This is a genomic window from Streptomyces sp. DvalAA-43, assembly GCF_900091725.1.
GTDB lineage: Bacteria > Actinomycetota > Actinomycetes > Streptomycetales > Streptomycetaceae > Streptomyces > Streptomyces pulveraceus.
In genome coordinates this window covers 44,959-66,531 of sequence record NZ_FMBW01000095.1, presented here as the reverse complement: position 1 = coordinate 66,531, position 21,573 = coordinate 44,959, and the positions used below count along the sequence as shown (strand labels likewise).

Genomic DNA, 21,573 nt, shown 5'->3' with positions numbered 1-21,573 from the left:
ATACCAGCAGGGAATGCCCAGGCCCTCGCATCCGCAGCCCGACACGACGGACCCCGGCGCACCGTCCGGATCACGACGCCACCGGATCCGCGCCGCGTCACGACGGGCGCTGCGCGGAATGACCGCCCCGCCCGGCCGGGACCCGGGCGCACGGCAGACGCCCCTCGGCGCGCGGTACACGCCCCGCGTGAACCCCACCTTTCAGACGACCGCCGCCTACGCCTGGCGGATCCTGGTGGTGGGAGCCGTCGTGTACGCGGTCTTCTCGGTGCTGGGACGCTTCCACGAGGTGGCGGCAGCCGTCTTCCTCGGCCTGGTCGTGGCCGCGGTCCTGCGCCCGGTCGCGGATCTCCTGGACCGTGCGATGCCGCGGCCGCTCGCCGTCGCCGTGGCGCTGCTCGGCAGCATCGTCCTCGTCCTCGGTGTCCTGACGCTCGTCGGAGAGGTGGTCGCCGGAGAACGCGCCGGGCTGGAAAGGGAATTCGGCGACGGACTGGGCCGGATCGAACGCTGGCTGGAGGGGCCGCCCTTCCGGCTGGACCCCAGGACGCTCGACGACCTCCAGTCCCGGATCGGTCAGTATCTGTCGAGCCATCGCTCCGCCCTCATCAGCACGGCCGTCAGCGGTGTGGGCCGACTGGTCGAGGTGGTGACCGTATTCGTTCTGGCGTTGTTCTGCTCGGTCTTCTTCATCCACTCGGGCGACCGGCAGTGGAACTGGTTCTGCGACCAGCTCCCGCGGAAGGCCCGGACCCGGGTGGCGATCGCGGGCCGGGCCGCCTGGCGCACGTTCACCGGATACACCCACGGCATCATCCTGGTGGCAGGGACCAACGCCGTGTTCGTGGGACTGGCCCTGTTCGCACTCGGAGTCCCGCTGGCCCTGCCCCTGGCACTGCTGGAGTTCTTCGCCGCCTTCGTCCCGCTGATCGGTTCGCCGATCGCCCTCGCGGTCGCGGCCGTGGTGGCTCTGGCGGCGAAGGGCCCGATCGTGGCGGCCGTCGTCCTCGTCCTGATCGTGGTCATCGGCCAGATCGAGGGACATCTGCTGCACCCGCTCGTGATGAGCTGGGCGGTCCGCCTGCACCCGGTCGTGGTCGCGCTCTCGGTGATCGGCGGCGCCATCGCGGCGGGAGTGCTCGGCGCGGTGGTGGCGGTGCCGCTCGTCTCGGTCCTCTGGGCGGTCCGTCAGGCGCTGCGCGGAGCAAGCGGGTCCCCGTCCGGCGAGGAGTGAGCGGGGCGCACCGGGCAGGATCCGCCGATGCCGATGCCGATGCCGATGCCGAGACGGCGTACCCGGCCGGGAAGGCCGGGTACGCCGGTGCTGCCGCACCGCACCGGCTCACCTCAGCGGGGAGTCGGATGCTGCCGCTTCACCACCAGGCCCTTCGGCGCCTCGACATGCGCCGTGCCGTCGGCATCGACGGAGACGTCCAGCCGCCCGCCCGCGATGTCGAGCCCCTCGACCTTCAGCGGACGGTAGGCCTCCGCGAACCCGGGCGCGACCGTGAGCGTCCCGCCGGGGACATCGGCCGAGAGCCCCAGCACCGACTGGAGGACCATCACGGACGAGGCCGCAGCCCAGGCCTGCGGGCGGCACGACGCGGGATAGGGCGACGGCCGGGAGTCGGCCGACGCCCCATGGCCGGCGAACAGCTCGGGAAGCCTGCCGTCGAAGGCCGTCGACGCGCTCAGCAGCCCCTCGGACAGGGACGCCGCCACTTCCGGGAATCCCGCTCTGGCCAGGCCGTGCACGGCGATGGCCGTGTCGTGCGGCCAGATGGAACCGATGTGGTAGCCGTACGGGTTGTAGGCCACGGAGTCGCTGCTCAGGGTGCGCAGACCATGGCCCGAGTCGAGGTCGGGCGCACTGATCCTGGCGGCCAGCAGGGCGCTCTCCTCGTGGTCGAGGAGGCCCGTGCCCAGCAGGTGGCCGAAGCCCGAGGTGACCGAGTCCACCGGCCGCTTGTTCCCGTCGAGCGCCACGGCCGGGAACGGTCCCCGCTCGTCCTCCACCCAGAAGTGGCTGCGGAAACGGTCGCGGAGCCGCTCGGCCCACTCCTCCCACTGGTCGGCGCCGGGGCGGCCGAAGGCGCGCAGCAGGTCCGCGCCGCCCCGGGCCGCCTCGTACGCGTACGCCTGGACCTCGCAGAGCGCGATCGGGGACGTCGCGATGCCCCCGTCGCTGTAGCGGATGGAGTCGCCCGAGTCCTTCCAGCCCTGATTGGCCAGGCCCCGTCCGGTCTGGTCGATGTACTTGAGGAACCCGTCCCCGTCCGGGTCGCCGTGGTCGCGCATCCAGGCGAGCGCGGACTCCGCGTGCGGCAGGAGCTGTTCGACCTGCTCGGGCGCGAGGCCCCAGCGCCAGGAGTCGTGGAGCAGGGTGATCCAGAGCGGGGTGGCGTCGACCGTGCCGTAGTAGCAGGGCGGCAGGGCGAAGTTCTCGTGGAAGTTCTGCGTGGCGCGGCGCACTTCGTGCAGGATCTTGCCCGGCTGCTCCTCGGTCGCCGGGTCGGACTTCGTGCCCTGCCTGCGAGCCAGGGTACGCAGCGTGCCGGCGGCGAGATCGGTACCCAGCGGCAGCAGCATACGGGCCGCCCAGAGGGAGTCGCGGCCGAAGAGGGTGAGGAACCACGGGGCCCCGGCGGCCAGGAACTGATCGGCGGGGTTCTCCGGATCGGTGAGCCGCAGCCGGTCGAGGTCGTCCGTGGAACGGCTCAGCCAGTGGTCGAAGCGCCGGTCCGCGCTGCGCAGTCGCGGCGTGCGCCAGGGCACGCTGTCCGCAGGCGGCGCGGGGAACTGGTCGCCGTCCTCGTGCGCCGCGGCGCAGTTCAGTACGGCGGTCCATGAGGTGCCGGGGGCGAGCTCGATCTCGTACTCCAGCCGCCCGGCGGCCGGATCGACGGCCACGGGCTCCGGGGAGCTGCCGAGACGCACGGCGAAGGTGCCCCGCGACCAGGCGAGTCCGCCCTCGGTGACCGCGGCGGTGACCGGGCTCTGCGCATGTCCGGACTTGACGCGTTCGATCGGGGCGAGGTCCGTCGCGGCAGTGACGATCAGCCGGGCACGGACGTGCTGCCGCCCGGCGTTGGCGACTTCGAGGGTCTCCTCCAGCCGCCCGGGGGCGACGCGGCGTCGCCGGTGCAGGGTGACCGCCGGGTCCGCCGTGTCCTCGCCGAGGCCGCGCAGCACACTGCGGAAGCCCGCCCCGTCCGCTCCCTCCAGGGCACCGCCCACCGGAGCGAGCGCGATTCCCTCCGCAGCGACGGTCAGCCGGGCGAGCGCCCTGCTGTCGCCGTGGTAGAAGCCGTCGGCGGCACCGTCGAACCGGCCGTCCTCGCGCGAGATCACGAAGCTCGGGGCGTACAGCGTCACACAGGCGTCATGCAGGAATGGCTGGAGACCTTCGACCGACGGGCCTGCCCCCGTCTCGGAGGTTGTTACGTCGTGGGTCTTGACAGTGGTGTGCAACAGAGCAGAACCTCTCAGGCATTGGAGCGTTCCAAGAACCCTAACGACGACCTCAGGGCGTTGACAATGGTTTTGGAACGCTCCAATGAACTCGTCCATTCGCACAACCGGTTCCGGAGATCCCCATGCCCCGCTCCTCCAACAACCCCGCGACCAAGGCCGCTTCGGTCACCCTGGCCACGGTCGCGCAGCGGGCCGGAGTATCTCCCCAGACGGTGTCGAACGCGCTGAACTCGCCCGAGCTGCTCCGTCCGGAGACCCTGGACCGGGTCCTGCGTACCATCGACGAGGTGGGCTACCGCCCGCACCGAGCGGCGCAGACCCTGCGCACCCGCTCCAGCAAGCTCATCGGCTACGGCATCCGCCCCACCGCCCCGGGCGCCTCGGCCCCGGTCATGGACCGGTTCCTGCACGCCCTGTCCCAGACCGCCGACGAGGCCGGCTACCGGATCCTGCTCTTCGCCTCGCCCTCCGGCGGCGCGGGTCTCGACGGGTACGAGGAACTCCTCGACCTGCACAGCGTGGACGGGTTCGTGCTGAGCGGCACCGAACGGGGCGACCAGCGCCAGGCCTGGCTGGAGAAGCGCGGTGTGCCGTTCGTGGCCTTCGGCCGGATGTGGTCCGGCCGGCAGATCGGCGACTGGGTCGATGTCGACGGCGCCTCGGGCACGGATGCCGCGGTCGAGCACCTGGTGGGTCTGGGGCACCGCAGGATCGCGTTCCTCGGCTGGCCGCGCGGGTCCGGGGTCGGTGACGACCGCGCCGAGGGCTGGCAGCGCGCCATGCGGCGGCACGGCCTTCCGGTGCGCGGCAGGCGGGCACAGAGCGTCGATGACATCGCCTCGGCGCAGGCCGCCGTCGGACCCTTGCTGGACGCGGGCGCGACCGCGGTGATCACCGCCAGCGACATGCTCGCCCTGGGCTGCTATCACGCACTGCGCGAGCGACGGGCCGTGCCGGGCACCGACATCGCCGTCGTCGGCTTCGACGACAACCCCATGGCGGCGCTGCTGTCTCCCGGCCTCTCCACCGTCGCCCAGCCGCTGGAGGCCGTCGGCCGCGAATGCGTCCGACTGCTGCTCGCCCGGATGTCCGAGGCGGGCGCTCCCCCCGAACGGGTCCTGCTCGAACCCTCGCTCGTCCTCCGCGACAGCACCTCCGCGTCGGACGCCTGAGCCACCGACGCCCCCCGGACCCCACGTCTCACACCCTCACACCCCCACGCGCCCGTTCCGCGGGCCGTCCATTCACAGCACGCCCCTTCCCCGGGCAGCTGAGCCGCAAGCCTCATCCCTCATGGAGGAACTCATGGGAACCCGTACGGCCTTCGCCGCGCTCGCCACCTGCGCGGCGCTCCTGGTCACGACCGGCTGCTCGTCCAGCTTCGGCAGCGACAAGGAGCCGGAGCAGGACAAGGCCGCCAAGCAGAAACTGACGGTACTGATCGCCACCTCGGGGGACGCCGAGACCCAGGCGGTCAAGGCCGCCGCCGCCGGGTACGCGAAGGAGTCGGGGAACACGGTCTCCGTCGAGGTCGCCAAGGACATGAACCAGCAGCTCGCCCAGGCCTTCGCCGGGCACAAGCCGCCGGACGTCTTCTACGTCAACTCCGACCAGTTCGCGAACTACGCGAAGGGCGGCTCGCTGTACCCGTACGGGGACCGGATATCCGACGCCGACGACTTCTCCCAGCAGCTGCGGACCTCGTTCTCGTACGACGGGAAGCTGGTCTGTCTGCCGAAGGACACCTCCACCCTCGGTCTGGCCATCAACACCGACCTGTGGAAGAAGGCCGGGCTGACGGAGAAGGACTACCCCAAGACCTGGGAGGAGCTGAGGACCGTCGCGGGCAAGCTCACCAAGAACGGTGTCACCGGCCTGGTCACCAGCGACGAGTACCAGCGGCTCGGCGTCTTCATGAAGCAGGCGGGCGGCTGGCTCACCGACGCGGACCAGAAGAAGATGACCGCGGACACCGTGGAGAACGCCAAGGGGCTCTCCTTCGTCCAGTCCCTGCTCAAGTCGGGCTCGATGAAGTTCGCCAAGCAGGTGGACACCAGCTGGGGCGGTGAGGCGCTCGGCAAGGGCAAGGCCGCGATGACCATCGAGGGCAACTGGCTCGAAGGCGGCATGAAGCTCGACTACCCCGACGTGAAGTACGCCATCGCGCCCCTGCCCGCCGGGCCGGCCGGCCAGGGCACCCTCGCCTTCAGTAACTGCTGGGGCGTCGCCGCCGACAGCGCGCACCGCGACGCGGGCGTCGACCTCGTGAAGTACCTGACCTCCGCCAAGCAGCAGCTCGCCTTCGCCGACGCGTTCGGAGTCATGCCCTCGCGGACGAGCGCCCTCACCTCGTACGCCGAGAAGCGGCCCACCGCCAAGGCCTGGGTGGACGGCAGCGCCCACGCCCAGGGCCCGGTGACGATCGCCGGCTTCGACAAGGTCCTGAGCCAGTTCAACACCGAACTGCAGTCGCTGCGCACCGCCGACCCGAAGAAGATCCTCGCCGACCTTCAGCGCAACGGCGAACAGGCGATCGCGAAGGGCCACTGAGCCCCATGCCCATCCGCACGATGCGCGTGAGCGGCGCCCCCCGTTCGACCGGCTCGCCCGGCGCACCTGACAGCGCCCCCGGCGAGACCGGCACGCCCGCGAAGGCCCGCGCCCGGCGCGCGGGCCTTCGCGGGGAGGGCACCTGGGGCTGGCTGTTCGTCAGCCCCATGGTGCTCGTCCTCGGACTGTTCATGGTCCTTCCCATCCTGATGGCGCTGTGGGTGAGCCTGCTGCACTGGGACGGACAGTCCAACCCGTTCTCCGGGCAGGCCGACTTCGCCGGCCTGGACAACTACCGTTCGCTGCTCACCCAGGACGGCCTGGACCGCACCCTCTTCGCCACGTCTCTGCGCAACAACCTCTACTACGTGCTGCTGACCGTCCCCCTGCAGACCCTGCTGGCACTGGGCCTCGCCCTGATCGTCAACCAGAGACTGCTGCGGGGGCGCGGAGCCCTCCGCACGACGTTCTTCTTCCCGTCGGTGACCAGCTCCATCGCCGTCTCCACGGTCTTCCTCTTCCTCTTCCAGGGCAGCGGAGCCGTCAACTCCATGCTGTCCTGGATCGGGGTCAAGGGACCGAACTGGTTCGCCGACTCGCGCGGGGTGCTCTCCCTGGTCCTGGGAGGTCTGGGCATCGTCGATCCCGAACGGCCCACCGGCATGCTGGCGGATCACTCCACGATGGGACTGTCGTGGTTCGAGTGGCTCTCGGGCCCCTCGGTCGCGATGTGCACGCTCATCCTGCTCGCCGTGTGGACGACCTCCGGCACCTTCATGCTGATCTTCCTCGCGGCCCTCCAGAACATCCCCCGGGAGCTGGAGGAGTCGGCGGCGATGGAGGGGGTCAACCGCCGTCAGATGCTGCGGTATGTGACGCTGCCCGCCCTGCGCCCCGTGCTGTTCCTGGTGCTGACACTCGGGCTGATCTCCACCTGGCAGGTGTTCGACCAGGTGTACGTGATGGGCCAGGGCGCTCCGGGCAACACGACGCTCACCCCCGCCTTCCTGTCGTACTCGGCGGGCTTCGACAACGCGGACTTCGGTCAGGGCGCGGCTATCGCGTTCATCCTGCTCGCCCTGATCCTCGTCCTGACCGTGCTCCAGCGCTGGGCGCTGCGGGAGCGCGGCGCACGCACCGGGAGGAACCGATGACCGCCGCCGCCACGGCCGTACGCGAACGGACTCGTCGGGCTCCGCACGACCGGGGTCGCCCCGTCCTGAGCCGGTTCCGCCTGCCGTGGCGGCTGGTGGGCTACGGCGCGGTGCTCGGGCTGGGGCTGCTCTATCTGCTCCCGTTCGCCCTCCAGCTGGTGACGGGCTTCAAGACGGACCCGGACGCCGCCGCCCACCCGCTGTCCCTGCTGCCGACCACTCCCACCACGGCCGCGTACCAACGGCTGTTCGGGCTGAGCCAGGCCGCGGACGGGGTGCCCTTCCTGCGCTGGCTGGGCAACTCGGCCCTGATCGCGGTGCTGGTGACGGCGGGCCGGGTGCTGTTCGACTCGATGGCGGGTTACGCGCTGGCGCGGCTGCGTTTCCGGGGCCGCTCGGTGCTGTTCGGCTTCGTGCTCGCGGTGATGGCGGTGCCCGGCGTGGCACTGCTCATCCCGAAGTTCCTGGTGCTGAACACCTTCGGCCTCTTCGACACGTACACCGGCATGATCCTGCCGCTGATGGTGGACGCGGCGGGCATCTTCATCATGAAGCAGTTCTTCGAGTCGGTGCCGCGCGAGGTGGAGGAGGCGGCACGGGTCGACGGGGCGGGTGTGTTCCGGATCTTCTGGTCCGTCGTCCTGCCGATGGCCAGACCGGCGTTGATCACGCTGACGATCCTGTCGTTCCAGGGATCGTGGAACGAGTTCACGCACTTCCTCGTCAGCACGCAGTCCGGCCAGTACGAGACGCTCACCACGGGCCTGGCCCGCTTCGTCTCGGGCGGACTCGGCGGCGGAACGCAGTATCCGCTGAAGCTCGCGGCGGCCCTGCTGTCCACCCTTCCGGTGGCCGCGCTCTTCTTCTGCTTCCAGCGCTACTTCGTCAGCGGCGCCAACGCGGGCGCGGTAAAGGAGTGAGCTCCGGCCGGACGGGCCGCGCGGCACCGCCCGCGACCGACGGTCCGCCGAGATGACACCGGTCCGTGCACGCCCCACCCGGGCGTGCACGGACGCTCCTGTCTGCCGCCCGTCAGGGCGCCGCGCGTCGGGCCTCCGAGGGGAGCGTGCCGTCCAGCTGCGCCAGCCGGTGCTGGAGAGCTTCGACCGCGCCGGGGCGCCGGCCAGGCACATGGAGGCGCAACGCGACCAGGGGCGGGCCGAGTTCCAGGCACCGCTGCGGATCGTGGAGCTCCTGCCACTGGTGGTGGGCGCGGTCCACGGCGCCTTCCACGGCCGGGTCGTCCGGGGGCTGTTGCCGGGCCAGGCGGGCGTCGGCGGCGGCCATCCACAGCTCGCAGCTGCGTGCCGCGTCGCCGGCCAGCCGGGCGAGATCGGCCCGGACCTCCAGCCAGTGGGTGGCCTGCACCGACTCCGCGCCGTAGGTACGCAGCGCCCACCCCTCCCACATGGCCGCGAGCGACGCGGCTTCGCCGTGCCGCCCGGCGTGGGCGGCGGCGAGAATCGCGGGCAACGGATCCTCTTCGGCCGTCCCGGTCTCTGCCGGGAACGGAGCGGGCGCCGCCGCGGCGGGTACCGGAGCCGGGTGCGGCGGATTCGGATCCTGGGCGGTCGACGCGGCGGGGGAGGCGACGGCCGTGCTGCCGATGGCCAGGAACAGCGCGTCGGGGGATCCGCTTCGGGCGGCGGCCTGTTCGTGGAGCTGGGCGAGCGGCGGGTTGATCCCGCTGCGCCAGGCGGTGGCGAGAGCCTTCAGATAGGCCGGTTCCGCGATCTGGCGGCGGGGCGGTGGCGGGATGATCCGGCCGTATACCCGGATTCCGTAGCCGAGAACGAGGCCCTCGGAGCTGAGCTTCTGCCAGGCGTCCGGGGCGGCGACCAGGTCGGTGACGACGGTGGTGGTGCCCGGTCGGCGCAGTTTGAGTTCGCCGGCCAGCCAGTGCCAGGGCAGTGCGGTGTAGCGCAGGGTGGTCGGCGTGGAACGGGCGAGTGCGAGATGGATCAGGTGCTGCTTGTGGTCGAGGTGCAGCTGCCCGGCTATGTAGAGGGTGAGCGGGCCGGGGGTGGTGGCCGCGGCGCGGACGCGGGTGAGGACGGTCTGCGGGTCGGTCGGGTCGGCGAGTTCGACGAGGGTGGCCGCCGTCGTACCGGTCAGGATGCCGGGCGGGACCGCCGCCAGTGTGGGCAGGACGCTGGTCGCGTCGATGAGACAGCCCTTGCCGACCGGGGCCGCCGCGATCAGCAGCGCGGTCCCGGATGCCGTGTCCTCCCCGTTGATCACCACGACAGCACCGTAGCCGCTGCCTGCCGTGTGAAGGTAACCAGCGGCCAACTCCAGCCCGATGAGCGGCGGGGGAACTGTTATGCGACTGCTCGGCCGACATGGTACCCGCACCGGGGGACGGCGGCCGGGATACGGCTCTTCCACCTGTGTGGTCAGCCGTGGCCGCCGCTCCGGCGGCTCGCGGAGAAGCGGGACGGGGGCAGGCCGAAAGCCCGGGTGAAGGCAGCGGTGAACGCCGCGGGGGAGGCGTAGCCGATACGGCCACTGACCTCGCTGACCGACTCGGTGCGCAGCAGCGGGACGGCCGCGAGCAGACGGGCGCGGCCCCGCCAGACGGCCGGGCTGTCACCGGTCTCGGCGCGGAAACGCCGGGTGAAGGCACGCTCGCTCATGGCCGTCCTGGCGGCCCATACGGCGTTGGTGGCGTCGGCGTCCGGGGCGGCCAGGTACGCGCGGCAGAGCTCCGCGAGGTCGGCGGAGGCGGGAATCCCCACGTGGAACGGGAGCGGGGCACGCTCGGCGATCTCGTACAGGAGGAGCGCGGCGATGCTCCCCTCCCGCCCGGACAGACGGTAATCGACCTCGAACTCGACGGCGGCGAGCAGCAGTTCCCGCAGCAGCGGCGGAACGTCCACGACCGTACAGGTGGCAGGCCACCAGGGGACGGCATGCGGCTCGATGTACAGACTCCGGGTGCTCACCCCCAGCATGCGGACCCGGTGACGGGTGGTGGGCGGGATCAGTACGGCGCGCTCGGGCGGAACGGTCCAGGTCCCCTCGGCGGTGTCGACGACCATGACCCCGGTCGCACCGTAGAGGAACTGCGCGCGCCGGTGTTCGTGCCAGTCCAGTACATGACCGGGCGGGTAGTCGGTGCCGATCGGCAGGACGGCCCGGTCGACGTCATCGACATCGGCCAAGGGGACGTTCTTCACCCGTCCACCTTACTGGCCGACACACGAAAGAACTGAGCCGAACATCGCATGCGAGAAATCTGCCCGAACTGGTGGAGTGGGAAGCATGGACTTCGTGATGTTGGTCGGGGTCGGGCTCCTCACCGGAGTGACGACCGTGTTGTTCGGCTTCGGTGGAGGGTTCGTCGCGGTGCCGGTCGTGGTCTGGGCGGACGCCGCGCTCGGCACGGACGCGATGCGGGTGGCGACGGCCACCTCGGCCCTGGTGATGGTGGTGAACGCGGGATTCGCGACGGCCGTCACACCCCGGCGGGTGCTCCTCTCACTGCGCGGCAGTGGAACACTGCTCCTCCTGCTGGCGACCGGTGCCACGGCCGGCGCGTTCGCCACCCGCCTCGCTCCGGCTGCTCTGGCCCACTGGGCGTTCGTCGCGTACGTGGCCCTCACCATCGCCGACCTGCTCCTGCGCCCCGGCTTCCTGCGCCCGGACACCCGGGGCGGGACGACACCGGATGCTCCGCGTCCGCTGCCGTCCGCCCTCGGCGCACCGATCGGAGGGGTCGCCGCCTTCCTCGGCGTGGGCGGCAGCGTCATGACGGTCCCGGCGATGCGGCGGGCCGGGCACACGATGCAGGTGGCGACCGCGCTGGCCAACCCCCTCACCCTCGCGATCGCGTTCCCGGCCACCGTGGTCTCCCTGTACGTGGCAGCGGTCCCCGCCGCCGCGCACGCGCGGGTGCATCTGGTGGGGCTCATCGACCTCCGCGCCGCCGCGGCGCTGCTCCTGGGAGCACTGCCGGTGATCGCGGTGCTGCGGCGACGCCCGCCCCGTATCCCCGACCGTATCCACGCCTGGGCCTACATCGGACTGCTCGTCGTCGTGACGGTCGCGATGCTGCTCGTGGTCTGACCGGCCGTGCCGGCCCGGCCTGCGCGGGCTGGTCGGACCGGCAGAGGCGCAGGCGCTACGCGGCGGTCAGCCCTGGCCGCCGGCCGGGGCGGTGAACGAGATCCAGCTGTCCGGTGGCAGATCCGGGCGGCCCGGCACCGCCCTGCGTTCCTCGGTCCACGCCTCGCCCGCGATCTCGGCGGCGACGCGACGCCAGAACCGGACCGCGGAGACATTGCCCTGCTGAAAGGCGACCGCCCACGGTCCCGGGTATGCCGCCACGACCTCCTGGACGGCGCGCAGTCCGATCCCCGTCCCGCGTACGCCACGCACCACGAAGAAGCTGTTCAGTACGCGCGTGGGCCCGGTCAGGCCACGAACGAGAGCCAGACCCACGGGGAATGCGCCGCTGGTCAGGAGATAGGGCGCGTAGTCGGCGTCGGTGAAGGCGGCGTGGAGCCGATCGCTTCGGAAGGTTCCGTCCGGGTCGGGCGTGACACCGTCGAACTCGGACATGTCGTGCCGGAACATCAACCAGAGGCGCTCCAGCGTCGGCCGGTCGGCGGGACCGGCGAGGCGCACGGATGCGAGCCGCATGGATGGGTCGGTCATGGATCTCCTCCGTCATGTTCTGCGGTTCGGCAGTGGCCGTAGCGTCTTCGGGGTCGCTCGGCCGTCGTGGGCGCGCGGTGTACCCGGCCCGCGGACGAGCCGGGACACAAAAAAGCCTCCCTGGCGGAGGTGTGACCCAGCCGGGAGGCGTACGTACTGCCAGGCAACGTATCAGATCCACGGGGGAGTTCCTCTCGCGGACCGGACCGACCGGCGAGGAGCGTCAAGCCGTGAACGCCGGGCTTCCCGAGCACACACGCGACACCGCCGCCCGGCTCGGAACCGGCGTCCTCCACGTCCTGAAGGTTCTGGTCGGCCAACTGGCCGACGACCCCGGCATTGGGCCGACCACCGCGCGTACGCCACCAGAGCGATCACCGGCCTCGTGGCGCCCCCGGTCTGAGCCCTTGCGAGGGGTGGTGCCAGCGACACCCGCACAAGGGTCCCAGGCCGCCTGACGCACCGTCGGCCACGCAGCAGACTCTTTCCCAGCGCCGACGAGGACCCGTCGGCACCGACCACGAACGGGGAGAGCGATGACCAGTCATACACGCCGAAGGATCCTCCAGGGAGCGACACTCGCGGCGGCCGGAAGCGTCGTCGGAGGATACGGTCTCGGCCGCTGCGCCACCGCGGCGCAGGCCGCCGCCCCCGGCACGGAGGCCGGAGGCAGCGACTCGTTCCCGTTCCTGGAGGGCGCCTTCGCCCCGGTCACCGAGGAACTCACCGAGTTCGGCCTCCGGGTGACCGGCCGGATACCGCGCGACCTCGACGGCCGCTATCTGCGCACCGGCCCCAACGCACTGGGCGTCGAGGACCCGCGGGCCCACCACTGGATGCTCGGCGACGGCATGGTGCACGGGGTGCGGCTGCGCGACGGGCGTGCCGAGTGGTACCGCAACCGGTGGGTCCGCTCCTCGCAGGTGGCACGGAAACTGGGTGAGCCGTACCCGGGCGAGGTCCCGCCGGACGACTTCGCCTGCAACACCCACGTCATCCCGTACAAGGGGCGCATCCTGGCCCTGCAGGAGAGCGGACCGCTGCCGTACGAACTGGACGGCGAGCTGAACACGGTGCGGCCCTACGACTTCCGCTCCACGCTGGAGGGCGCGTTCACCGCACACACCAAGTACGACGCGGTGGCGGACGAACTGCACGCGGTGGCGTACTACCCGACCTGGGACCATGTGCGCCACCTCATGATCGACCGGACCGGCCGGGTGGCACGGACCACCAGGATTCCGGTGGCGGACGCCCCGATGATGCACGACTTCGCCCTCACGAAGACGTACGTGGTGATCGTCGACCTGCCGATCACCTTCGACGTGGCAGCCGCCGAGGCGGGCGCACTCGTGCCGTACGTCTGGAACCCGGAGCACCCGATGAGGGTGGGGGTGATGCCGCGGACCGGCGGCGCCACCCGCTGGTTCGAGATCGATCCGGTGTACTACTCGCACACGCTCAACGCCTATGACCAGGGCGACACCATCGTCATGGAACTCACCACCATGCCCGCGCCGTTCTACGCTGCGGGCCGGGGCAACGGGGGGCCCTCCGCGACCGGCACACCCGTACTGGACCGCTGGACCATCGACCTGCGTGCGGGCCGCGTCCACAGCACCCGGATCGACGACCTGCCGCAGGAGTTCCCCCGCGTCAACGAGTCCCTGGTGTCGCGTCGGCACCGTTTCGCGTACGCGGCGAGCGCGGCGGAGATGTGGCGCGCCTACGAGACGGTCGACGGGGTGCCGCCGGACGACAAGTTCACCAACTGCCTGGTGAAGCACGACATGCTGCGCGGCAGCCGACAGGTGCACCGCTTCCCGGACGGCGCGGCGGCCGGGGAACCCGTCTTCGTGCCGCGCCGCGGGGCACGGGACGAGGACGACGGCTACCTCCTGTCCTATGTGCACGACCCCGACCGCGGCGCGAGCGACCTGGTGATCCTCTCCGCACAGGACTTCACCGGCCGCCCCCTGGCCCGCGTCCATCTGCCGGGGCGGGTCCCGCTCGGCTTCCACGGGAGCTGGGTGCCGGACGCGTGAGGCGGACACCCAGGGGGCTGCGGGGCGGGACAGCGGGCGCGGGACCGGTGATCAGCGGTAGTCGTCCGGGGAGCTGTCCTTCCCGGCGTACGTGACGTCCTCGAAGTACGCCCACGCGTCGGGCCGGCTGCCGTCCACGTCCCGAATGTCATACGTCCTGGCGAGCTCCGCGCTGGAGGTGGACTTCCCGTTCCAGCGGGTGGCCCGGTCCGGGTCGGCGGCGAGGGCGGCGATCGCGCGGGCGAGGTAGTGGGGCGACTCGGCGACCGCGAAGCCCGGCTCCTGGGCGATGGCGTCGCGCCAGTTCTCCTCCCGCACGCCGAAGTGGGCGAGCATCTGTTCCGAGCGCAGGAAGCCCGGCGTGACGGCGACGGCCGTCCCTCCGTACTCCGCCAGTTCCTGGCCCAGTCCGAAGGCGATCCGGATGGGGGCGTTCTTCGCGAGGTCGTAGTAGAGGTTCTCGCGGTACCGGCGGTTGGAGACCGCCGTGCCGTCGGTGACCTCCACGTGCAGCGGCGCGTCCGAGCGCACCAGGAGCGGGAGGGCGAGCGCCGCGGTGATCACATGCGAGCGGACGCCGAGTTCGAGGATGCGCAGGCCGTCGGCGAGCGGTGTCTCCCAGCTCTTCTTGCCGAAGACGGATCCGGTGAGCAGGTGCTCGCCGCCCCAGAGGTCGTTGACCAGGATGTCGAGCCGCCCCTGTTCGCGGTCGATCCGCCCGACAAGGGCGCGTACCCGCTCCTCGTCCAGGTGATCGGTGGGAACGGCGATACCGGTGCCACCGGCCGCGGTGACCAGTTCCGCGGTTCCCTCGATGGTCTCCGTGGTCCGGCCGACCTCGCTGACGTGCTCGCGGGTGGTACGGCCGGTGACGTAGACGGTGGCGCCGGCGCGGCCGAGTTCGACGGCGAGGGCGCGTCCGGCGCCGCGGGTGGCTCCGGCGACGAGCGCGATCCGACCGGCGAGCGGGCCGTCCTGGCTGGTGTGCTGGGTGTTCGTGTGCTTGCTCATGGCACTACGGTGCATGCTAAAGGCGACAGATCATGTCGCCTTTTCTCGCTGGGTTTCCTGCCGGAGTGCACGTGGGGCCTGCGGGGCGGACGCCGGAGCGGAGCCGAGTCCACCGGCCCTCTCCGAAGGCGAGGGCCGTGGCAGAATGCCGGCATGGTTCTGATCCGAAAGGCCGATGCCGTGTAGGCGTCCGAAGGCCGTCCGCGCCGAGCGGTGGCGGCCGCCCAGACATATACGAGTCTGTCGCATCGCGGGCGTATCGGCCCGAACCCGGGCGGCAGTGCGACGTGTTGAAGCCGAACATCTCTGGCCGGACGCAGTCGCCGATGCCCTGAGCCGGTTCGAGTGGGCTTTCATGCAGCCGGGACGCTACTTGACCGGCCCCGGCGAGAGTCCCGGCATCGAGATCGAGGACGCCCGCGACGACCTCGCTGTGGCGCTGCGGTATCTGCCCCGGGGAGCCCGAGCGGATCTGGGTCGCCTGGTGGAGCGGATCGACGTGGAGTTCGAGCGTCGTACCCTCCCGAACCCGGGCCGGGTGAGCGAGTGGACCGCCGGGCGCTGGTGGTGGTGGCGTATTCGGGAACGCTGACTCCGCCGGTCGGCGGACCGGGTGGCTCGGGGCTTCGGTACGAACACCTCCGTCACCGACGAGCCGGACGGGTTCGCCCGGCGCGGGGGGCGCCGCGACCGTGCGCCGGGCGGCGCGGAGGCGGCGACGGTCACTTGCCCGCGGTCACGGCCTTGAGTTCGTCGAGCGCGTCCTGGACCAGTTCCGGCAGGTCCTGCCGGTTCGATTCATTGACCCAGCGCACGAAAGCGATCTTGAAAACGGCTATCCCCGCCTCGGCGGCCAGACTCGCGGCCGGCTCCGCGACGCCACGCCGGCGCAGCGCGTCGGCGAGCGCCGAGGAGAGCGAGGCGAGCTTGATCAGCTCGCGCTCCTGGAGCTCGGTGTGGGCGTCGATGATGGCCTGGCGCCGACGGGCGAGCTCCCGGCGCTCCTGGAGCAGATCGGCCGTGACCCGCAGGGCTACGGCTATCGCGTCGATCGGCGCCACGGTGTCCGGACCGGCGTCGAGCGCGGTGACGAGGGATTCCTGGAGAGGGCTGGAGCCGAACAGAACCTCGCGCTTGTCGGCGAAGTGACGGAAGAACGTGCGCTCCGTCAGCCCCGCGCGCTCGGCGATCTCCTTGACGGTGGTCGCGTCGAACCCGCGCTCGCTGAACAGATCAAGCGCCGCCTGCTCCAGGCGCCCGCGCGCGTTCGGCTCCCATCGTCCCATGTCCCCGATCATAGCGATGACAGTCTCTGTCATCACCCGTTACGCTGATGTCAGTCATTGACATCGACCCTCGTGGCCGTGCCGCCGGGCGGCGCAGGCCGTGGCACAAGGAGGTCCCTCACATGCGTGTCTTCGTCACCGGCGCGTCCGGCTGGATCGGCTCCGCGCTCGTCCCCGACCTGATGGCCGGGGGTCATCAGGTCGTCGGCCTCGCCCGTTCGGACGCCTCCGCCGACGCTCTTGCCGCGGCCGGGACCGAGGTGGTCCGTGGCTCCCTCGACGATCTCGACGTCCTGCGGGAGGCGTCCGCCGCGGCTGACGCCGTGATCCACCTGGCGTTCCATCACGAAGTCGCCTTCGCGCAGGGCGACTTCAGGGGCGCCGCCGATGCCGACCGGCGCGCGGCCGAGACGATGGGGGAGGTGCTGGTCGGCACCGGCAAACCGTTCGTCCTCGCCTCCGGTACACCCGTGGAGGCAGGTCGTGCGGCGACCGAGCGCGACGGGCACGGGTACGTCCCGCTCGACGCCGTCCCGCCCGAGGCCGTCGGCATGGTGACCCGTCTGGCCACGGCCGAGTGGGTGCTCTCCCTCGCCGACCGAGGCGTCCGCTCATCCGTCGTACGGCTGCCGCGCACCAACCACGGCGAAGGCGACAAGGGTTTTGTCGCCTCCCTGGTCCGGACCGCCCGCGACAAGGGCGTGGCGGGCCACTACGGCGACGGGGCCAACCGCTGGCCGGCCGTCCACCGCCTGGACTCCGCGCACATGTTCCGCATCGCCCTGGAGGCGGCCCCGGCAGGCTCGACGCTGCACGCCGTCGCCGACGAGGGCGTGTCCCTGCGCGAGATCGCCGAGGTGATCGGCCGCCATCTGAACGTTCCGGTGGCCGCCGTCCCGCCCGAGGAGGCCGCCGAGCACTTCGGCTGGCTCTCCGCGGTGCTCTCCATGGACCAGCCTGCCTCCAGTGCGCTGACCCGGGAACTGACGGGCTGGCAGCCGACACGGCCGGGGCTCATCGACGATCTCGACAAGGGCCACTACTTCATCACCCCGTCCGCCTGAAGCGCACTGCGCAGCCGGGCGAGCCGTGCGGCGGGCACACGCCCCCGAACAAGGGTCCCTAAGGGCTGTCCCGTAATCCCTGGTGGGCGTGCGACGACGGCCACGGCACCTCGCCGCGTTGTCGGAACGCCCGAATACATCCAGTATTCGGGCGTCCCTCCGCCTTGCGATGCACCGCGTCCGACGCCGCACGCTGATCCACCAGGGATTACGGGACAGCCCTTAGCCTTCTGGATAGAACAGGAACAACGTGCACCCCGTCGTCGTCTGCGGGACGTGCGAGGAACCCGCGGGGGCGTGGATGAAGGAGCCGACCGGGTAGTCCCGGTCGCCGTCGTTGAAGGTGCCGGAGACCACGAAGACCTCCTCGGGTCCGGGTTCGTGGACATCGACCCCCTGCCAGCGCGTGTTCGCGTCCATCTCCAGCACGTAGGCCTTCGCACCGTTGTCCCCGTTCCACAGCGGGCGCAGGCGGATACCCGGGAAGAGTTCGCGGACCGGAGCGTCCCGGACGGTGGACCACTCGCAGGCAGGCGCGTTCTGTTCCGTCGTCATGGGGTCAGCCTGACGGGCGGCCGTCGCCCCGCCGAGTGTCATGAATGACATCTCACGGTACTTTCCTGCCATGCATCGAGTAGTGGCGCTCGTCCATCCACCCCAATCGACCTTCGAACTCGGCTGCGCGGCCCAGGTGTTCGGGATCGAACGGCAGGGACTCCCGACGCGGTACGCCTTCGGCGTGTGCACCGAGCACCCCGGCCCGGTCACGACGCACGCCGGATACGACATGCTCGTGACCGACGGACTGGACGCGCTCGACCGGGCCGACACCGTGATCGTCCCGGGCTGGCCGCCCACAGAGGAGCCACCCTCGCCTCCGGTCGTCCGGGCGCTGCGCCACGCGCACTCCCGCGGGGCGCGGGTGGTCAGTATCTGCTCCGGATCCTTCGCGCTGGCGCACGCCGGGCTGCTCGACGGACGCCGGGCGACCACCCATTGGGCACGGGCCGACGACCTTGCCGCGCGTTTCCCGCAGGTCCGCGTCGACCCGGATGTGCTGTACGTCGACCACGGTGACGTGGCCACCAGCGCCGGCGCCGGAGCCGGAATCGACCTGTGCATGCACCTGGTCCGTAACGACCACGGCGCCCGGTACGCGGCACATGTCGCACGGACCATGGTCATGCCGCCCCACCGTGAGGGCGGACAGCTGCAGTACGCGGCACCGCCGCATCCCCGACAGATCGACGGCACACTCGCGCCGTTGCTGGAATGGATCACCGGGCGACTGGGCGAGCCGATGACCATCGAGACCATGGCCGCGCACGCGGGCGTCTCGACGCGCACCCTCGCCCGACGGTTCGCCGATCAGCTGGGCACCAGCCCGGGGCAGTGGCTGCTTGCCCGGCGGATCGCCACGGCACGGGACCTGCTGGAGTCCTCCGACCTCCCCCTGGACGCCGTCGCCCGCCGCGTAGGTCTCTCCTCGGCCACCAACCTCCGCAGACGCTTCCTCGGCATGCTGGGTACCACGCCGGGGGCGTACCGCCGGGCGTTCCGGGCCGGTCCGGGATGACACCGCACCGGTTCAACCGGCTACGGCGGCGAACTCGCGGCGGCCGGCAGCCGGTGGTGCCCCGCGCCGGGCGCACCACCGGCGGTACGAAGTGTCCGCCGCTCATGGCAGCAGAGCAGCGGCGAGCTCATGGGGGCGGGCGGCGAACGGGCTGTGGCTGCCCGGGAGGGTCCGTACCGTGAACGGGTGCTCGGGCACGGCCCGGTCGGCTTCCGCGATCATCAGGTCCTGCACGGGCGGCGTCAGCGCTTGGTCGTCCGCGCAGCGCAGGAAGATCCGTGGAATCCGTCCCCACCGCGAGGAGGTCACGACGACCGGTGTGGTGGGGATCGCCAGCGGGAGGTCCGTGCTCAGCGCCGAGCGCCAGCGGCCGAAGCGCTCCGTCGGGGTGTCCTGGTAGTGCGTCTGCCGCAGTTCCTCGACGTAGGCGGGATCCGGTGAGAGCGGGTTGATCCGGATGGCACCCAGCGCCTCGGGGTCGCCGAGATGGAGGCCCTGTCCCCGGGCGGTGGCGTTCTCGAGGGAGCCGAGGTAGTCCACGAACCGTGGCCGCCCGGCGGGGACGAACGCCGACAGGTAGACGATCGCGTCGACGAGCTCGGGCGCCCGCTCGGCGGCCAGCGACGCGGGCCCGCCGCCCGCGCTGTGCGCGACGAGCACGACACTGCGGTAACGGCGGACCTGACGCAGCGTGTCCAGAACCACCTCGGCACAGTCGTCCATCGTCACGGAGGCGAGCGGGGACTGCTCGGTCAGCAGGCCCGGCTGGCCGGGTAGCAGATATCCGCTGGGCAGCGGCGCGTCGAAGCCGTGCCCCGGCAGGTCGACGGCCACGCTCGCGGCGCCGCGCCCGGCGAGTGCCCGCTGCGTCGCCGCCCACTGTCCGGAGCTGTGCCAGGCCCCGTGCACGAAGACGAAGACGGTGTCGACAGGGGAGAGTTCAGTCATGGCTGCATTCCACGTGACCCGGCCCCGGCCATACAGTGAAAGATCTGACACACTGATCCGCGATACTCCGGAGATATCGCCGGGAGGCCGACATGGAAGCGCGACACCTGCGGTACGCGCTGGCCCTGGCGGAGCACGCGCACTTCGGCCGGGCGGCAGGCGCCCTCGGCATTGCGCAGCCTCCGCTGTCCAAGCAGATCGCCGATCTCGAACGCGAGGTGGGTGCCCGGTTGTTCGACCGCACCCGGCGGGGAGTGTTCCCGACGGCGGCGGGTACGGCCTTCCTCGCCCGCGCCCGCAGAGCGCTCGACGAGATCGCGGCGGCCTCGGTCGACGCGGCACGGGCCGCACGCGGCGAGACGGGCCGACTGCGCCTCGGGTTCATCGCCTCGGCTCTGCTGGAACCCCTGCCGGACGTCCTCTGCCGGTTCGGCCGCGAACGGCCCGACGTGCAACTTGAACTCCACGAGATGGCGACCAGCTGCAGCACATCTGTCCTGGTCGCCGGTGACCTGGACGTGGCGATCACCCTCGGCCCGCCGCAGGGCGTCGGCGTCGAGCGATTGGTGTCCGTCCCGATCGGCCACGACCACCTCATCGCGGTCGTGAGCAGCAGCCACCCCTATGCGGGACAACCGTCGGTGAGTGTGGAGCAGTTGCGGCGGCAGCCGCTGATCGTGGCGTCCGGCGAGGACGAACCCGCCGTCATCACCGGGCTGCGCGCGCTGTTGGGAAAGGACTCCCCGGCCCTCTCCGGCGCGACCGTCGCGAGGGACGTGCACACCATCATCGGGCTTGCCGCCTGCGGGATGGGCGTCGGCCTGGGGCCCTCGCGCATGCTGTCGGCACCGCGGGCGGGCACGTGGTTCTGCGAGGTGGCCCCTCGTACTCCGCTGCCCGATCTGGTCCTGTCCTTCGCCGCGCAGGACCGCTCCCCGGCGCTGAACGCCTTCCTCGACGTCATCCGCAAGAACTGCCCCGACGTCGGCGTCGCACTCGACCACCGGCTCGGCACACGAGGCGGAGCTCATCGCGGAGGCCGGCACTGACCGACGGCCGTTCTTCAGGGCGAACGGTGGGCCATGGGCGCGTGTTCAGGAATGCCGCCGTGTGGGGTCCGAGTCGGCGTGAGAGGGCCGGACCGGCTGCTCCCAGAGGCCGGACAGATGGGCGTGGAGGACATCGTGGGCCTCCTGCGGGGTGAGGTGGCCGATGAGGACGTGCGTGGTGAGGCCGTCCGCCAGGGCGAGGAGGGTGCGGGCCTCAAGGCGCGGATCGAAGGGAACGGAGCGGTCGGCGTCTTCCCCGGCTTCCTCGATGAGCTGGGTGAATGCCTCGTGCAGGGTTGCGTAGTTCGCCTTCAGCGTTTGTGCGAGTGCCGGGCTGACAGCCGCCTGCGCGACGAAGGCGAGCCAGACCCTGGCCTCGGCGCGGTGCTCGTCCCGGAGTAGTGAGATCTCGGCGGCCGCGTGTCCCAGGGCGGTGGCGGCCGACTGGGCCGGGCTCCTGACGAGGCGGGCCCGTACGCGCTCGCTGACCCTGTCGCTGATGTGCCCGAGGGCGAACACGAGCATTTCTTCCTTGGTACGGAAGCAACGCTGAACGGCGCCCATCGACACCTGCGCACGGGCGGCGACATCGCGAAGGGTCACGCCCTCCAGCCCGCGTTCGTCGGCGAGGCGGCAGACGGCCTCGGCGATGAGGCGGCGTCTGCTCATGTGATCGACCTGCCTGGGCATGCCCGGCCGCCTTCCTGTTTCACAACGCTTCTGCTTCACAGCGCACTGCTTTCCCGTGCACTTTATT

General features: G+C 71.3%; 20 protein-coding genes. 11 read left to right on the top strand and 9 right to left on the bottom strand.

Translation table 11 applies throughout. The features are described from left to right. The first annotated feature begins 118 nt into the window (after window positions 1-118). Window positions 119-1,234 (top strand): AI-2E family transporter, encoded by a 1,116-nt coding sequence (locus GA0115234_RS40125; protein WP_093551685.1) that lies wholly within the window; start codon window positions 119-121, stop codon window positions 1,232-1,234. A gap of 113 nt (window positions 1,235-1,347) precedes the next feature. On the opposite strand, the gene GA0115234_RS40120 is transcribed toward GA0115234_RS40125, so the two are convergent. Beyond that, complete coding sequence (locus GA0115234_RS40120; protein WP_256088934.1) at window positions 1,348-3,375, bottom strand: glycogen debranching N-terminal domain-containing protein; 2,028 nt, start codon at window positions 3,373-3,375, stop codon at window positions 1,348-1,350. Window positions 3,376-3,596: 221 nt separating this feature from the next. Here GA0115234_RS40120 and GA0115234_RS40115 point away from each other — a divergent pair, with 221 nt between their 5' ends. The 4 genes from GA0115234_RS40115 (at window position 3,597) to GA0115234_RS40100 (ending at window position 8,098) form a co-directional block, all read left to right on the top strand. Next, the gene (locus GA0115234_RS40115; protein ID WP_093551681.1) at window positions 3,597-4,646 is read left to right on the top strand and encodes a LacI family DNA-binding transcriptional regulator; all 1,050 of its coding nucleotides are present in this window, start codon (window positions 3,597-3,599) and stop codon (window positions 4,644-4,646) included. Window positions 4,647-4,779: 133 nt separating this feature from the next. After that, the gene (locus GA0115234_RS40110; RefSeq protein ID WP_093552012.1) at window positions 4,780-6,024 is read left to right on the top strand and encodes a sugar ABC transporter substrate-binding protein; all 1,245 of its coding nucleotides are present in this window, start codon (window positions 4,780-4,782) and stop codon (window positions 6,022-6,024) included. 5 nt (window positions 6,025-6,029) lie between these two features. After that, window positions 6,030-7,178: a carbohydrate ABC transporter permease gene (locus GA0115234_RS40105; protein ID WP_237542134.1), complete on the top strand. Its 1,149-nt coding sequence runs from the start codon at window positions 6,030-6,032 to the stop codon at window positions 7,176-7,178. Beyond that, complete coding sequence (locus GA0115234_RS40100; RefSeq protein WP_093551679.1) at window positions 7,175-8,098, top strand: carbohydrate ABC transporter permease; 924 nt, start codon at window positions 7,175-7,177, stop codon at window positions 8,096-8,098. The genes GA0115234_RS40105 and GA0115234_RS40100 overlap by 4 nt, the downstream gene beginning before the upstream one ends. Window positions 8,099-8,210: 112 nt before the next feature. Here the strand turns inward: GA0115234_RS40100 and GA0115234_RS40095 are convergent, their stop codons facing one another. Both GA0115234_RS40095 and GA0115234_RS40090 read right to left on the bottom strand, forming a co-directional pair. Further along, complete coding sequence (locus tag GA0115234_RS40095) at window positions 8,211-9,422, bottom strand: hypothetical protein (RefSeq protein ID WP_093551677.1); 1,212 nt, start codon at window positions 9,420-9,422, stop codon at window positions 8,211-8,213. Between the two features lie 152 nt (window positions 9,423-9,574). Next, window positions 9,575-10,357, bottom strand: coding sequence for an AraC family transcriptional regulator (locus tag GA0115234_RS40090; RefSeq protein ID WP_093551675.1), 783 nt, complete (start codon window positions 10,355-10,357; stop codon window positions 9,575-9,577). A gap of 85 nt (window positions 10,358-10,442) precedes the next feature. On the opposite strand from GA0115234_RS40090, the gene GA0115234_RS40085 reads away from it, so the two are divergent. Next, complete coding sequence (locus tag GA0115234_RS40085; RefSeq protein WP_093551673.1) at window positions 10,443-11,246, top strand: sulfite exporter TauE/SafE family protein; 804 nt, start codon at window positions 10,443-10,445, stop codon at window positions 11,244-11,246. A gap of 66 nt (window positions 11,247-11,312) precedes the next feature. Here the strand turns inward: GA0115234_RS40085 and GA0115234_RS40080 are convergent, their stop codons facing one another. Continuing rightward, the gene (locus tag GA0115234_RS40080) at window positions 11,313-11,837 is read right to left on the bottom strand and encodes a GNAT family N-acetyltransferase (RefSeq protein WP_093551671.1); all 525 of its coding nucleotides are present in this window, start codon (window positions 11,835-11,837) and stop codon (window positions 11,313-11,315) included. A 536-nt stretch (window positions 11,838-12,373) separates the two neighbouring features. On the opposite strand from GA0115234_RS40080, the gene GA0115234_RS40075 reads away from it, so the two are divergent. After that, window positions 12,374-13,882, top strand: a complete 1,509-nt coding sequence (locus GA0115234_RS40075) for a carotenoid oxygenase family protein (protein ID WP_093551669.1) — start codon at window positions 12,374-12,376, stop codon at window positions 13,880-13,882. 51 nt (window positions 13,883-13,933) lie between these two features. Here GA0115234_RS40075 and GA0115234_RS40070 read toward each other — a convergent pair whose 3' ends face one another. Then, on the bottom strand, window positions 13,934-14,893 hold the full coding sequence (locus GA0115234_RS40070; RefSeq protein ID WP_161275753.1) for an SDR family oxidoreductase: 960 nt from the start codon (window positions 14,891-14,893) through the stop codon (window positions 13,934-13,936). A gap of 355 nt (window positions 14,894-15,248) precedes the next feature. Between GA0115234_RS40070 and GA0115234_RS40065 the strand changes: the two genes are divergently transcribed. Then, a complete protein-coding gene (locus GA0115234_RS40065) occupies window positions 15,249-15,485 on the top strand; it encodes a hypothetical protein (RefSeq protein ID WP_176729409.1) in 237 nt (78 codons plus the stop codon). Window positions 15,486-15,615: 130 nt separating this feature from the next. Here the strand turns inward: GA0115234_RS40065 and GA0115234_RS40060 are convergent, their stop codons facing one another. Next, window positions 15,616-16,179: a TetR family transcriptional regulator gene (locus GA0115234_RS40060; RefSeq protein ID WP_093552006.1), complete on the bottom strand. Its 564-nt coding sequence runs from the start codon at window positions 16,177-16,179 to the stop codon at window positions 15,616-15,618. 122 nt (window positions 16,180-16,301) lie between these two features. Here GA0115234_RS40060 and GA0115234_RS40055 point away from each other — a divergent pair, with 122 nt between their 5' ends. Further along, the gene (locus tag GA0115234_RS40055) at window positions 16,302-17,243 is read left to right on the top strand and encodes an SDR family oxidoreductase (protein WP_093551665.1); all 942 of its coding nucleotides are present in this window, start codon (window positions 16,302-16,304) and stop codon (window positions 17,241-17,243) included. Between the two features lie 222 nt (window positions 17,244-17,465). Here the strand turns inward: GA0115234_RS40055 and GA0115234_RS40050 are convergent, their stop codons facing one another. After that, entirely contained in the window at window positions 17,466-17,798 is a 333-nt protein-coding gene (locus tag GA0115234_RS40050; RefSeq protein WP_093552005.1) for a cupin domain-containing protein, read from the bottom strand. Window positions 17,799-17,868: 70 nt separating this feature from the next. Here GA0115234_RS40050 and GA0115234_RS40045 point away from each other — a divergent pair, with 70 nt between their 5' ends. Next, the gene (locus tag GA0115234_RS40045; protein ID WP_093551663.1) at window positions 17,869-18,819 is read left to right on the top strand and encodes a helix-turn-helix domain-containing protein; all 951 of its coding nucleotides are present in this window, start codon (window positions 17,869-17,871) and stop codon (window positions 18,817-18,819) included. Between the two features lie 102 nt (window positions 18,820-18,921). Here the strand turns inward: GA0115234_RS40045 and GA0115234_RS40040 are convergent, their stop codons facing one another. Beyond that, complete coding sequence (locus GA0115234_RS40040; protein ID WP_093551661.1) at window positions 18,922-19,767, bottom strand: alpha/beta hydrolase; 846 nt, start codon at window positions 19,765-19,767, stop codon at window positions 18,922-18,924. Between the two features lie 92 nt (window positions 19,768-19,859). On the opposite strand from GA0115234_RS40040, the gene GA0115234_RS40035 reads away from it, so the two are divergent. Then, a complete protein-coding gene (locus GA0115234_RS40035) occupies window positions 19,860-20,816 on the top strand; it encodes a LysR family transcriptional regulator (RefSeq protein ID WP_093551659.1) in 957 nt (318 codons plus the stop codon). Between the two features lie 45 nt (window positions 20,817-20,861). Here GA0115234_RS40035 and GA0115234_RS40030 read toward each other — a convergent pair whose 3' ends face one another. Further along, a complete protein-coding gene (locus tag GA0115234_RS40030; protein ID WP_093551658.1) occupies window positions 20,862-21,506 on the bottom strand; it encodes a TetR/AcrR family transcriptional regulator in 645 nt (214 codons plus the stop codon). Window positions 21,507-21,573: the final 67 nt, after the last annotated feature.

What these genes read in the sequence shown, in the direction of transcription:
- GA0115234_RS40040 (WP_093551661.1), bottom strand. Translation starts at nt 19,767, where the DNA reads ATGACTGAACTCTCCCCTGTCGACACCGTCTTCGTCTTCGTGCACGGG.
- GA0115234_RS40105 (WP_237542134.1), top strand. Translation starts at nt 6,030, where the DNA reads ATGCCCATCCGCACGATGCGCGTGAGCGGCGCCCCCCGTTCGACCGGC.
- GA0115234_RS40035 (WP_093551659.1), top strand. Translation starts at nt 19,860, where the DNA reads ATGGAAGCGCGACACCTGCGGTACGCGCTGGCCCTGGCGGAGCACGCG.
- GA0115234_RS40060 (WP_093552006.1), bottom strand. Translation starts at nt 16,179, where the DNA reads ATGGGACGATGGGAGCCGAACGCGCGCGGGCGCCTGGAGCAGGCGGCG.
- GA0115234_RS40065 (WP_176729409.1), top strand. Translation starts at nt 15,249, where the DNA reads ATGCAGCCGGGACGCTACTTGACCGGCCCCGGCGAGAGTCCCGGCATC.
- GA0115234_RS40075 (WP_093551669.1), top strand. Translation starts at nt 12,374, where the DNA reads ATGACCAGTCATACACGCCGAAGGATCCTCCAGGGAGCGACACTCGCG.
- GA0115234_RS40125 (WP_093551685.1), top strand. Translation starts at nt 119, where the DNA reads ATGACCGCCCCGCCCGGCCGGGACCCGGGCGCACGGCAGACGCCCCTC.
- GA0115234_RS40070 (WP_161275753.1), bottom strand. Translation starts at nt 14,893, where the DNA reads ATGAGCAAGCACACGAACACCCAGCACACCAGCCAGGACGGCCCGCTC.
- GA0115234_RS40055 (WP_093551665.1), top strand. Translation starts at nt 16,302, where the DNA reads ATGCGTGTCTTCGTCACCGGCGCGTCCGGCTGGATCGGCTCCGCGCTC.
- GA0115234_RS40100 (WP_093551679.1), top strand. Translation starts at nt 7,175, where the DNA reads ATGACCGCCGCCGCCACGGCCGTACGCGAACGGACTCGTCGGGCTCCG.
- GA0115234_RS40050 (WP_093552005.1), bottom strand. Translation starts at nt 17,798, where the DNA reads ATGACGACGGAACAGAACGCGCCTGCCTGCGAGTGGTCCACCGTCCGG.
- GA0115234_RS40115 (WP_093551681.1), top strand. Translation starts at nt 3,597, where the DNA reads ATGCCCCGCTCCTCCAACAACCCCGCGACCAAGGCCGCTTCGGTCACC.
- GA0115234_RS40110 (WP_093552012.1), top strand. Translation starts at nt 4,780, where the DNA reads ATGGGAACCCGTACGGCCTTCGCCGCGCTCGCCACCTGCGCGGCGCTC.
- GA0115234_RS40080 (WP_093551671.1), bottom strand. Translation starts at nt 11,837, where the DNA reads ATGACCGACCCATCCATGCGGCTCGCATCCGTGCGCCTCGCCGGTCCC.
- GA0115234_RS40045 (WP_093551663.1), top strand. Translation starts at nt 17,869, where the DNA reads ATGCATCGAGTAGTGGCGCTCGTCCATCCACCCCAATCGACCTTCGAA.
- GA0115234_RS40030 (WP_093551658.1), bottom strand. Translation starts at nt 21,506, where the DNA reads ATGCCCAGGCAGGTCGATCACATGAGCAGACGCCGCCTCATCGCCGAG.
- GA0115234_RS40085 (WP_093551673.1), top strand. Translation starts at nt 10,443, where the DNA reads ATGGACTTCGTGATGTTGGTCGGGGTCGGGCTCCTCACCGGAGTGACG.